The organism is Spartinivicinus poritis, from assembly GCF_028858535.1.
In the GTDB taxonomy this organism is placed as follows: Bacteria; Pseudomonadota; Gammaproteobacteria; order Pseudomonadales; family Zooshikellaceae; genus Spartinivicinus; species Spartinivicinus poritis.
Genome location: NZ_JAPMOU010000050.1, coordinates 1 through 12,584, shown reverse-complemented (window position 1 = coordinate 12,584; position 12,584 = coordinate 1). Strand labels below are relative to the sequence as shown.

Sequence of the window (12,584 nt, the reverse complement as noted above, 5' to 3'; positions counted from 1 at the left end):
TAATAAACTAAAACTCCCCAAGAAATTGTGGGATTCTTTGCTCTAGATAATAGTTAGGCCTCATGGGGTGCTCTCCACTTATAAAGCCAACATGCCCACCAGTAGTTGTTAATTCAAACTCTGTAAACTCACTTAAATCTTCTTCTTTAGGTAGACAGGCTGTGCTAATCAGTGGGTCATCTAATGAGTGTATAACGAGAGTGGGGCAGTAAATATCAGAAAGATAATGCTTGCTACTTGATCGATGATAGTAGTCTGCGGCACCATTAAACCCATGAAGTGGTGCAGTGACATTATGGTCAAAGTCCCAAAATGTTTTATAGCGCTTAATATTGCCTAACGTACTTAATGCTTTATGATGCTCTGTAGCGCCTTGGGCAATAAAAGAGCTTTTTTTAATTTCAATATAATGGATTAAATCTCGTAAAAAATAATTTCTATAAACTTTGGCAAAGCCTTGGTTCATTCGCTTAGCACATAAGTCTAGTTGAAAGGGAACGGAAACGGCTACTGCCGCAATAATCGGACAATTCTGTTGTATTTCTCCTAGCCATTTGAGTAGCACATTGCCACCTAAGGAAAAACCAATGACTGCTATTTTTAGGTAACGAGTATTTTGCTCTAAATGATCTATAATGAATGCCAGGTCGTTTGTGTCTCCTGAATGATAGCCTCTCGGTAATAAATTAGGTTCACCACTACAACCACGAAAGTTCATCGCAACACTATCCCAGCCTATCTTATGTAGTGCTTGTTGTAAGCCTGTAACATAGTGTGAACTTGAGTTACCAGTTAATCCATGCAGAATTAAAGCAAGATTATGGCATTTTTGTAGGCTGTACCAATCCAGGTCAATGAAGTCACCATCGATTGTGGTAACTCTTTCCCGTTGCCTGGTTAATGCTGAAGGGCGTCGCAGCAAGGGCGACCAGATGGTTTGTAAGTGAGGGCCTGGTAACCACCAGGCCGGTTTAAATTTACTACTCGATAACATTACTGCATGGGTTTGCCATTAATTGTTAACTGTCCTTGTTGGAATTGAATGGCAGACTTCAATTGATCATTTTCATTAATTATATACCCTTGACTAACAAAGATGGGAACTTGTGCTGCCAATGGAGTATTTTCTATCAATTTAGCAGGTACACTGACATTCGCTGATGCTTGAACTGCTCCCATCAGTAATAATGGGTTTTGCAACATAGCTGCATTTTCAGCTTTGATAGTAGCCTCTAAATTGGCCTCAATTTTGCCTTGTTCGGTATTTGCCTGCAAAGTAGGGATTTTGATGACAGGGCCTGCGGCCAGAATTTTGTTTAAATCATCTTGCAGTGCAGCAAAGTCAGGCATTGATGTTGGTTGGTCTGTACCACTTTGCATTGCTTGTTTTTGAAAATCAGTAAGCTTTTTGGTGATTGACTGTACTGCTTCTGCGGGCAAGTTTTCTAAAGCAATGGTTAGCTTAATATCATTTGCAACAGGCTTGTTTTCAGCAACGACTTTTTGAGCTGCAAGCGTCGTATCAGCTTTGATCATTTTGTTACTATCAGCTTCAGAATGAGCAGTTACAGTAAAGCCTTCAAAGGTGATATTGGATGGTGCTTGACCAAGAGGGCTGAGAGTAGATTTATTTGAGTTTATGGTAAATGCACTTAACTGGATTTCATCATCACCTAGCCATAAGTCTTCAAGTAACAGTTGCTTTTTCGAGTGACCAGTCACTTTGCCAATAAACATGTTCATGTCACTGGAATTAATTTGTAAGCCATCCCAGCTAAAATCAGCAGCAAGCTGCGTCATGTTATTAGATAGGGAAAGCGTCATTTGTGCTGGTTGAAATGTTACTGAATCAGAAGGCTTCCCTTCTACTTCTTCTAAAGTAAAGCCAGCAACTGAAGCCTCGATAGTAGAATTGCCAGTAAAGCCTATGTGGCTTTGGATTTGAACTGGATTCTTGTTGTCTTTCCAGATTTTGGCGATATTAGCTTGCTGCTCGGCAGAAAAGGGAACCTTACTATCAATAGCTGCCAAACCAAAGGTGTTTGGACCTTTTAGCAAAATAGGGCCATGGCTGATATGGTTATTTACTTGAAAAGTGAAAGGTTCTTGGTCTGCCAGCTTTACTATTACAGTATTTACGGCAGTTGATGTAAACCATCCGCGTTGATAGTCAACATCAATTTTTAAATCAAATGGCACAGACTGCAGAGTGGAAGAACTTTGTAAATGCTCCATTTCCGCTTTGAAATGCTTTTCTGCCAAGGTTCCTGTGAGGTAAGGTGCACCTGCAACCGCGACGGCCACAATGCCTAAGCCTACAACTTTTTTCATAAAGTCCTTCAACTCTCTGTTAAGTGTCTCTTAAACAAGTAAAAGCATACTTGTCCTGCTTGCTTCTGACGGTGAATCTGCCAACAGGCCGGCACTTGAAGTGTAGTTAAGTCTTGCTCAGCTTCCACATAGATATAAGCATCAGCAGCAAGCCAGTCACCTGTTTCAAGCAATTGGCAGGTTTGGTTAAGTAGGCCCTGATGAAAAGGGGGATCAAGAAATACTACATCAAACTGCTGGTTGCCAGGTTGACTAAGCCACATCACCGCATCAGTATTGGTTATATTCGCATCATCTCTAGAGACCTGCAATTGGGATAAATGCTGACTTAGCTGTTGAGCTGCAGCAGGTGAGGTTTCAATAAATTGAACAAATTTTGCTCCGCGGGATAATGCTTCTAATCCAAGCGCACCTGTGCCGCTGTAAGCGTCTAAGCAGTTTGCACCAGGAATAGCCTGCATTAACCAGTTGAAAAGGGTTTCACGGACCCGGTCTGTGGTAGGCCGTAGCCCAGGCAAGTCAGGAATAGCCAGCTTACGACTACGCCATTGACCACCAATGATACGTAAGTAGTTGGTCGTCTTTTTGTTACGAGTATGACGAGATTTCGAGCGGGGTGATTTCATTGAGTATTAGTAAAAGTCCAAAAGCAAACTAACTGTACCTGATTTATACAGTTGTTGGCAAAAAGGAGAGGATTGATTGATAAATGTTCAAATATGTATGGATGTTTGTTAGGCAATAAATCTTTGTAATATTGCAGACTAAAGGGCACCTCTAATAATTGTTTATAGCCTCTGCGCAAGCTGACGGGGTCTTGAACAAGACGGCCAGAGATAGCAAACAATTATTAGAGGGCCCTAATAGCTGCTCTGTAAGTGTCAGATAACGTTGATAATTTGCGTTGTTATCTGACAGCTAATTAATTAGTAGTTCTCACTAATGGTCCATGGATAAGGTTTTATACATGGATTACTAGCATTTACTATCATGAGGGTATTGGTATTGCGCTATTATTTGAGCTTTCTGCTAAGTCCCGTAAATCGATAACCCTGTCTGCTAGTGCTATAGACTCTTTACGGTGGGCTATAAATATACGTGTCACATTAAGGCTCTTTAAGGCATTATTGACATTCGCTTCAGTATTAATATCAAGGTGACTGGTGGCTTCATCTAAAAACAATATTTCTGGTTGTTGGTATAAGGCCCTGGCAAGTAACAGTCTTTGAATTTGTCCGCCTGATAGACTTGTTCCCATATCACCTACCAAACTTTTAAAACCCATGGGCAGCTTTGAAATATCTTGTAAGATACTGGCAGACTCAGCACACTCATGCATTAGTTTTGCATCTGGTTGTGATGAAAAAAAACAAATATTATCGCCAATGGTGCCTGATAATAATTTATCATCCTGCATAACAGCTGAAATGTTATTTCTGTAATTCAGCAACCCAACATGGCGAATGTCTTCGCCATACCAGTGTACGCTACCAGCCGTTGGCTCTATTAAACCCATCATTATCTTTAATAGAGTTGTTTTGCCAAATCCAGAAGGAGCAACAATAGCAATTCGCTCACCAGCAAAAACTTTTAAGTTGATATTTTTTAATATATAAGGATCATTGCTGCTGTAGCGGAACCAAACATCGTTTAACTCAAGTATTACATTTTTACTGGTAGGGGACTTGCTATAACCATCAAGATGTTTTTCTTCTTTTGCAAGAGCAATGTCACCAATTCTTGTTAGGTGTAACTCTAATAGTCTGTATTCAATGATTTGATCAATAAACTTTTGTGTACTATCTGAAAACTGTTGACGATACGCTAAAAATGCATAGAGCATACCTATGGTGAGGTTACCATTTATGATTGATAGCACGCCTACCCAGATAATGGCTATATACTCAAAACCTTTTATTGAGTCAAGAAGAAGGTTGTAGGATATTTCAAGTTTGCCCAATTTCACTTCGGCATTAACAACATCAGCATAGCAAGTTTGCCACTGTTCTACTCGAGTATTCTCTTTGCGAAAAATTTTAACAGGCTGTATAGCTCTAACAGACTCCATAAAAATAGAGTTTTCTTTGGCTGATAAGCGAATTCTTTCCTCATTACAGCTACGTAACTTATGGTAAATAAAAAATCTATAACTTGCATAAAGGAGGATGGCAAGCAGGGCAATAAAGCCAAGCACACTACTATATAAAAACATTAAAACTAATGTGGTTAATGAGATAATGCCATCGACAAGGCTTTCGATAAAGGTTGAGCTTAATATTTGTTTTATCTTATCAAGTGAGCCAAAGCGAGAAACAATATCCCCCATATGACGCTTTTCAAACCAAATTAAAGGTAATCTAAGCATATGGTTTAATAAGTTGGATACTAACTGAACGCCTAAAATACTACGTAAGTATATTATTACCCAGCTTCTAAATGCTGTGGTAGCGGCTTTGATTAGTATGAGAAATAAAAAACCAATACCCAAGACAGTTAACAGGTTCTTATCATTCGTCACCAAAACTTTATCGATGGATAGCTGTAAAAAGTAAGGCAGTACAATAAAGAAAAGTTGAATAAAAACTGAAAGCAAAAATACTTGAAATAAACTTCGTTTAAGTCCTTCTATATTACCCCATAAGATGGATATTTTATATTGTATAGATTCATTTTTTTGGGTGAACTCAGCGTTGGGAGTAATCTCTAAAGCAACACCTGTGAAGGACTTAGAAAATTCACCAATAGTAATTTTTCGTTTTCCATATGCAGGGTCGTGCACAATGGCATATTTCTTATTAATAGTACAAAGTACTACATAGTGATTTAAGTTCCAATGAACGATACATGGTAACTTTAATTTATTGGCATGCTCAAGCTCAACTCTAACAGGTCTAGTAGTAAACTTAAGCTTGTTTGCCATCTGTGAAATATGGGCAAGGTTAGCACCATGTTGGCTAACAGAATATTTTTCCCTTAAAGAATTGATATCTATTTTATGCCCATAGTAATTAAGAATCATTGCTAAGCATATTAATCCACACTCAGCTGTTTCAGTTTGATACAAAACTGGTAAAGTATTCTTATTTTTGAAGTTTAATAAATTGATTACATTAGACATATTAATATGGAGTCTTATTTACGACAAAGGGGAGAAAATCCATTCCAATAAGGATCTTGGTTCACCAATAATATCTGCTACTAGAGACATTCCAACCTGCAAAGGGTACTGTTTATCAAAGGCAGAAACAAATTGGCTGTTAAGCTTAACAAATACTCGATACACCGGCTCTTTTACTGATGATGAATACTTGAGATTTTCTGGATGAATAATATTTTTTGAAACTTTGCTAATTTTACCCTTTGACATACCAAACTTTTGATATGGATAAGAAGCATACTTAAGCATTACAGTTTGTCCTACTGTGACAAAACCAATTGCACGACTAGGAATATATAACTCAGCTTCTAAAGTTAAATCATCTGGTAGGATAGTTAATATAGGGTATTCAGTTTGTACTGACTCACCAACTTTTAATACAGGAGTAGAAACAAGACCAGAAATCGGTGCTTTAACTATATAAGACGACTTTGACTCAACACCTATTAATTCTTTTTCCAGGCTAATATACTTTTCTTTTAATTTGTTAACCTCAAGATTGTGGCTAACTACTAGGTCTGATATGTATGTTGCATATTGGTTTAGTTTTAAGTTTTTACTATAAAGTTTAGATTTTATTGAATCAATTGTTATTTCGTGCTGAATAATTTCACGACTCATATCATTGAGCTTGATTTTTGATACTAATCCCTTTTGGTAAAGCACTTGGTATGAGTCTAGTTTTTGCTTAGATAAAGAGTATTTTTTTTCTTCAAGTTTTAGTTTGTTTTTTAAGTGAATTACGTCATTTTTTAACTCTTTTCGATTAACGTTTAATTTTACCTTTTCATTTTTATGCTTGGTTTTTAATATACTTATCTGTTCATTTATAACGTCTAAATTTTTCTTGATACTGCTAGCAGCTATTTGATCTACATCACCATTACTGCTTTGTCTACCTGTTTTAATACTATAAAGATATTCACCTGCTTCAATGTACTCACCTTCACTAATATATACTTTATTAATAAAGCCTTGCTCACTACCATATATTTCACTTAACCCTGTAACTGTTTTAAGAACACCCTGAACATGTTCTATTCGGTTATAACTACCAAAGTATAAATATATGAGCGCAAGTAAAACAATAAACGTTATACCTGCAATAAAAAAAGTAAATGAAATAGGTCTTATTATTATTATATTACCAAAATTATTTGACCTGTGCTCTAAAACTTCTTTCCTGAAAAGGTTCTTAGTCTTGTCATTCATGTTAATAGCAACTACTGTTAGCGCCAAGTTGAAGTATATGGGTCATATCCACAATGTTTTGGTTTTGAATACATATTATTTTTATCTGAAGTTATTATTTGGCAGTTTAGGCAGCTGTATCTAAACTCACAATCTGCACATGCACTTATTTTATCCTTTGTAGTATCCCAATTACTCTGAAACTTATCTGTTGATATGATATCGTTGAAGTCATACTTTTTGTAATAGCCAAAGCTAGCTTTCATTGCCGGACAATTTTTGATATTGCCATCTGCATCAATGCTTATTTTTCTATTTAAACAGTTATTGTGATTTATAGACTCGGTATAAAAATCAATATTGGCAAGAAAATTATTTCTTGAAATCTTTCCACAACAAGATGCATCGATAAGCTTTTCATGCTTATAGATAACACTGTTTTTAGAGTATTCTGCAATATTTTTGGTTAGAGAGTGAACATATATGGCTTTTAGTCTTTGATTAAAGAATAGCGGATCAAAAATTTCAGATGAGGCTAGATTAACTTGATATGGAATATGCAATATAATTTGCTTGATTCTAGAGTTATTGAAACCAGCTATAATTTTTTCATAAACACTAAAGTCATGCTTATTAAAAACACGAATTTCTACACTATAGCAACCTAGTTTAGATAACTGTTTATTTAAATACAAAAAATCATGGACATGACTACTAATATCAATAATCGCATTGGTTATTTTGGATGGATGATCCCATTCTGTGCTAATATCTGGGAATTTATCTGGTGTTTCAGTAAAGAAACAAAAATTATTGTTAGTCAAGTAGTCAATATAGCTTTTGATTGTTTTTTTATCCTCTTTATTGTAGCAATTTAATACTTCTTCATAGGGTGAATTTTTACATTTATTAATAAATTCACCAAGTGAGTTTGGTATTATATATATTTTTTGTGTTTGCAAGTCTAGAATTGTACTACGATTATAGCCTTTAACTACTTTACAGCATGAAAACAGAGTTAGAAAATTTTGAACAGTGGAATCATTCACAAGCGTTAACCTTAATATCGATCGTAGTCTGTATATACTAAGCAGGTCAGCTTATAAAAGTTTGGGGCATTGAATTCTTCTGCCTGGTAAAATGAAGAGTATATATTACTATTTTTTAACCTAAGCTTAGATTGTTGAACTGTCGAAAATAAAATAGGTAATTTACTTAAATTGTCAAGATTAATTTTTGTTTTCATTATTTATTATTCTGCTAAATATTGAGCTAGTTTTTTTTCTAAAAAATAGTTACAAGGTTTAGATACCATACCAAACTTTCCAACTGGATTGACTTCTAAAAATACTAAATCGTTATTTCGAGTTTTAATAAAGTCTAAAGAGCCTGTGGATAGGTTTAAATTTTTCATCAGAATGTTGATCTTATTCTCTATATCTTCATCTAATTTATAGGGAACCATTCGATAAGGTACTTCATTACCTGAATATGCCCTAAAGTCTACTATAGACGCTGTATTTTCTTGTGAAAATATAGCCATTGAATAACACTTGTTGTTTAAGAAAAAAGTTCTTATTTCAAACTCTTTTTCTACTTCCTCTTGAGCAAGAACAGGAAATATTTTTTCCTCAAAGTGAGCTATTAACTTTTGTGTTAATCTGGTTGTATATGAGCTAATCAATATTTCTTCATTTTCCAGATAACAAGTAAATGTTTCACCCATGGCTTTAATAATAGTGCTATTATTTTTATTTATGAAATTGTATAGGTCGTTTTTACTATTACAGATTAACGTTTTTGGGGTTTTTAAACCAATTGAAATAGCAAGTAACTGTACACTGATTCTATTTATATGTTTAACATCAACATGGTCAACCACCTTGTTAGCATTTTGCTTGAGAACTGTAAATAAAAAATTTCGCAGTGTACTGTGTTCACTCTCAATAAAATGTTTTACATGATTGTTAAGAGTTAACTGGTTTCTTTTCAGAGTATGATCTTCATTATTAATTGACTTCTTAATTAAGTTAGTAGGATTCCATCGTCTAAACCATATTGACTTAATATTACTTAAATCACAGTTTCTATTATCAATACTGATCTTGACTGGTGGTGTGTTATTTGCTAACTCTATTTCAAGGTTAGATTCTAGCGTCAATGTGCCATTAATACGGTTAACATCTTCTCCCATATATGAAAGCCATTCTAAAACCTCCTCAGTTTCATTTTCAGCTTTTCCATTACTAACTATAATAATCATATTTTTTCTTTGTATAGCTTATTGTAAGACTTGCCAGTAATATCAAAAGGATAAAGGTGCATTTTTTTTCTTAAAATTGGTAATATAGCTTTATTTTCAACAGGTAATAGGTCGCCTCTACTATTGTACTGAGTGCCAAATTTTTGTTTGAAACCATTGTATACATTATATCTGTCTATATATAAAGCGTAATGATTTGGCGATATTTTATCTGATTTGTATGCATCTAAAATATATGGGTGCAGAATTAAGAAGCTTTTTTTTGATAAATGTTGAATAAGTGTAAAATAGCTATTGTAAGCATCAAACCCTAACATACTAGGTGTAAGTAAGCCATACTCTTTAGTGATTTTAAGTATGAATTCCTCTGATTCTACACCAGTAAAGTTCATTTTTAGCGATATATTTTTTCTTTTGTATTTGTTTTTTTCACTTATATATGCTTTTCTAAGTTGTTGGTCTTTGTTTTCTAAATTAATAATTTTGTTGACTATTGATAAACTAACCAAACCTAGTTCTGATCTTTTTTGGTCTATATTTGTGTTATTTGATATTGTGTAAAGACTTTTATAAGTCCAGTTTTTGTTGTTTACCTGAGATCCATATACTTGCTTGTTACTTTTATGTAAAGTTATTTTATCAATAACTTGGGCGTATATATAACCTTCTATATCATTAGATTTATAGCAGTTGTATATTTTATTTTTTGCAATTGTTAATGTATTTGTATCAATTATTTCTATAATGCTTGCCAATGATAACATTTCTTTGTTACTTAACTTATAGCTTTTGTTACAATCAAGGCGGAGAATACTGGTTAGAAAGCTATTTTTATAACTGTCAATATTTATATCCTTGCTGGCTGTATTTGTAACCAAATAGTACCAAAGATCATTATAAAGATTAGTAAATGTAGGCAGGTTATTATTAGATGGTAGTACTCTACTAACGTTGCATGCTGTTATTAATGTTAGTAACAAAAATATACAAAGTATTTTGTAGGATTGCATGACTATTTATTGAGCTATATCAGGTATAGATTCATATTCGACAGATATAATCTGCCGAATATTTTTTATAGTATTAGCTATAGATTAGAAATCACAAACTAATACAGCTTCAGCGTCTTTCTCGCCACCTCTATAAGTGACTTTAAGTTCTGTACGACAAGCACCGCCGCTTGCTAACAAAACTTCTTCTTCAGTTAAAGATCTTACTTCTTCATTTGTATTTTCAGTGTTTTTTAAATTATTCATGATAACTTTCCTTTTATACTAAGATATGATTCTCATGAGATCGGTGTCGACCTTTTGGATAGTAATTAAAATAATATTGTGATGCAATACTTTTTATTTTGAAAAAAATTTTGACAAAAAATATATGTTCATAAAATGAGTAAATTATAGGCTGTAAAGCTAAATATACTTGTCTAAGTAATTTATAGCAGCAACTCTTATGCCAAAAAACGATTTAGTTTATAAATAGATGTTTCAGAAATTATTATATGTTATCTATTAGTTTTTATTGTGCGTTTTTGAACAAAAGGTGGTTGCTTGTGAACAAAGGTGTGCTTGCAAGTATTATTTAGATAAAGCAAATTTATTATACTTAAGTTGTATAGCAAATTATAGCCAATCAGTGGGTATGTTTTTTGTTTGTTAATAGTGTGGTGTTATACCCGTCGCGAATCATTTTTAGGTTTTGTTATTTTCATTCCTAATCACCACGGATGGTGTGAATGCAGTTAAGGCATGGAGCATTTAACTGTCACCCCAATCACCTATTAATATAGGCTCATGAGGCTTCGTCACTTGATGGCCTCACCTAAAAACCCTTCGCATTGGGTATATAATTTTGGGTTGGTGTACTACTTTAGTTGTATTAAAAAATATAATAAATATGTTTTAAGATTTGTTATAGTTATTACTTTTAAGTAGGTGATTTTTTGTTCATTTGCCTCGCATTGCTTTGAATGAAAGATTTGTACCTATAACTTTGCATAAGACAGACAAAGTATTTGAGTGCATGGAGTAAGTTGGTATTAAGTATGAGCCAGAAGGAGTCTAAGATACTGATTGTTGACAGTGATGAGGGAGTGCTTGCTTCTATAACACGGTTATTGAAGGGCATGTTTAGCCATGTGAAAGCCTGTAGTAACCCAAGTCAAATACCTTTTCTGCTTGAGAAGACTGCTTATGATGTGGTTCTGCTTGATATGAGTTGTTCTGAAAGAAAAAACGTTGGTCTACACGGGTTTTATTGGCTTTCATATATTAAGTCAGTTAGTCAGAAGACAGCTGTGGTAATGATGACAGATAATAATGAAGTAGATATAGCAATACAAGCATTTAAGAATGGTGCAGTAGACCTTATTATTAAACCATGGAAAGTGGATAAACTACAGTCAGTTATAGGTGATGCATATCGAGCGACACAATTGGTTAAGAATGAATCGCTTAAAGCAAAATCTTTTTTTTCATCAATAGCTAATAAAAGGTTTGATCAAAAAATAATTGGCCAGTCTCAGTCATTAAAAAAAATTGTACATACAATACACTTAGCAGCTCCAACAGATGCCAATATACTGATTTTGGGTGAAAATGGTACAGGTAAAGGTGTAATTGCCAGAGAGATTCATCGTTACTCGCATCGGAACACTGCTCCTTTCATTTCAGTTGATTTGGGGGCAATACCTGACAGCTTATTTGAAGCTGAGTTATTTGGGTATCAAAAAGGTGCTTTTACAGGTGCAGCTCAAAATAGAATAGGGCGTATCCAAGAAGCTGATGGTGGAACGCTATTTTTAGATGAAATCGGTAACTTACCAACACATTTTCAAGCAAAAATACTCAATGTAATAGAGTTACGCGAAATTACTCCAATTGGTAGTAATCAGGCAGTTCCTGTGAATATTCGTATAGTGGCGGCAACAAATTTGTCGAAAAATTTATTGTTCGACCAAGCTAATTTTCGTCAAGATTTACTTTATCGAATCAATACAGTTGAAATAGCGCTTCCACCCTTGAGAGAGCGCCCAGAGGATATTCCTTTAATAATTGATCACTATTTAAAAACATATACAAAAAAATATCATCGCCCAACACTGACTATTTCCTCAGAAACCATTCAAGCATTACAAAGCTTTTCATGGCCTGGCAATATTAGAGAATTACAACATAGTATTGAAAGAGCTGTTATATTAAGTGAAAGTTCACAGTTGTCAATTAATGACTTTCCTTTACTCACAGAAAATAATATGACAAGTACTCTTGATACATTAAACCTAAATGATATTGAAAAACATACTATAGAGGTCGCTTTACGAAAATACACAGGCAATATTACTCATGCAGCAAGAGAATTGGGGTTGTCACGTGCTGCACTGTATCGACGACTAGATAAGTATGCTTTATGAATCTGATAAGTGAGTATAGACTGGTCTTTTCATGAATAGCAGAAGTTTAGTTTAAAAGTGTTGTATGAGTTGTCGTAAAACGATAAATGGAAGGACAAAAGGTATCCTAATTATCACTATACCTAAGCCATTAGCTGCTGTATATTTGAGCAGTATGGCAACTTGATTGAGAAGGTATAAATAATGGCTATCAACAAAGTTCAATTTCAAAAAGGCCTGAGTTTAAA

At 34.2% G+C, this 12,584-nt stretch carries 10 protein-coding genes; 1 reads left to right on the top strand and 9 read right to left on the bottom strand.

What is annotated here, in order from left to right; genetic code table 11:
* Nucleotides 1–7 precede the first annotated feature (7 nt).
* The 9 genes from ORQ98_RS24025 to ORQ98_RS23985 all read right to left on the bottom strand — a co-directional run bounded on the left by ORQ98_RS24025 (nt 8) and on the right by ORQ98_RS23985 (nt 10,198).
* Entirely contained in the window at nt 8–994 is a 987-nt protein-coding gene (locus ORQ98_RS24025) for a hydrolase (RefSeq protein WP_274691360.1), read from the bottom strand.
* Nucleotides 994–2,331 carry a YdgA family protein gene (locus ORQ98_RS24020; RefSeq protein ID WP_274691359.1) on the bottom strand — a complete coding sequence of 446 codons (1,338 nt, stop codon included), beginning with the start codon at nt 2,329–2,331 and terminating at the stop codon, nt 994–996. The genes ORQ98_RS24025 and ORQ98_RS24020 overlap by 1 nt, the downstream gene beginning before the upstream one ends.
* Nucleotides 2,332–2,339: 8 nt before the next feature.
* Nucleotides 2,340–2,957 carry a 16S rRNA (guanine(966)-N(2))-methyltransferase RsmD gene (gene rsmD, locus ORQ98_RS24015; RefSeq protein WP_274691358.1) on the bottom strand — a complete coding sequence of 206 codons (618 nt, stop codon included), beginning with the start codon at nt 2,955–2,957 and terminating at the stop codon, nt 2,340–2,342.
* A 362-nt stretch (nt 2,958–3,319) separates the two neighbouring features.
* Nucleotides 3,320–5,449 carry a peptidase domain-containing ABC transporter gene (locus ORQ98_RS24010; protein ID WP_274691357.1) on the bottom strand — a complete coding sequence of 710 codons (2,130 nt, stop codon included), beginning with the start codon at nt 5,447–5,449 and terminating at the stop codon, nt 3,320–3,322.
* A gap of 18 nt (nt 5,450–5,467) precedes the next feature.
* Entirely contained in the window at nt 5,468–6,700 is a 1,233-nt protein-coding gene (locus ORQ98_RS24005) for an HlyD family secretion protein (protein ID WP_274691356.1), read from the bottom strand.
* 17 nt (nt 6,701–6,717) lie between these two features.
* Entirely contained in the window at nt 6,718–7,728 is a 1,011-nt protein-coding gene (gwsS, locus tag ORQ98_RS24000) for a grasp-with-spasm system SPASM domain peptide maturase (RefSeq protein WP_274691355.1), read from the bottom strand.
* 203 nt (nt 7,729–7,931) lie between these two features.
* Nucleotides 7,932–8,942: a grasp-with-spasm system ATP-grasp peptide maturase gene (gene gwsG / locus ORQ98_RS23995; protein WP_274691354.1), complete on the bottom strand. Its 1,011-nt coding sequence runs from the start codon at nt 8,940–8,942 to the stop codon at nt 7,932–7,934.
* The gene (locus tag ORQ98_RS23990) at nt 8,939–9,820 is read right to left on the bottom strand and encodes a DUF6624 domain-containing protein (protein ID WP_274691353.1); all 882 of its coding nucleotides are present in this window, start codon (nt 9,818–9,820) and stop codon (nt 8,939–8,941) included. Before ORQ98_RS23990 ends, gwsG begins: the two co-directional genes overlap by 4 nt.
* A 216-nt stretch (nt 9,821–10,036) precedes the next feature.
* Complete coding sequence (locus ORQ98_RS23985) at nt 10,037–10,198, bottom strand: hypothetical protein (protein ID WP_274691352.1); 162 nt, start codon at nt 10,196–10,198, stop codon at nt 10,037–10,039.
* A gap of 791 nt (nt 10,199–10,989) precedes the next feature.
* Here ORQ98_RS23985 and ORQ98_RS23980 point away from each other — a divergent pair.
* Nucleotides 10,990–12,357, top strand: a complete 1,368-nt coding sequence (locus ORQ98_RS23980; RefSeq protein ID WP_274691351.1) for a sigma-54-dependent transcriptional regulator — start codon at nt 10,990–10,992, stop codon at nt 12,355–12,357.
* Nucleotides 12,358–12,584 lie beyond the last annotated feature (227 nt).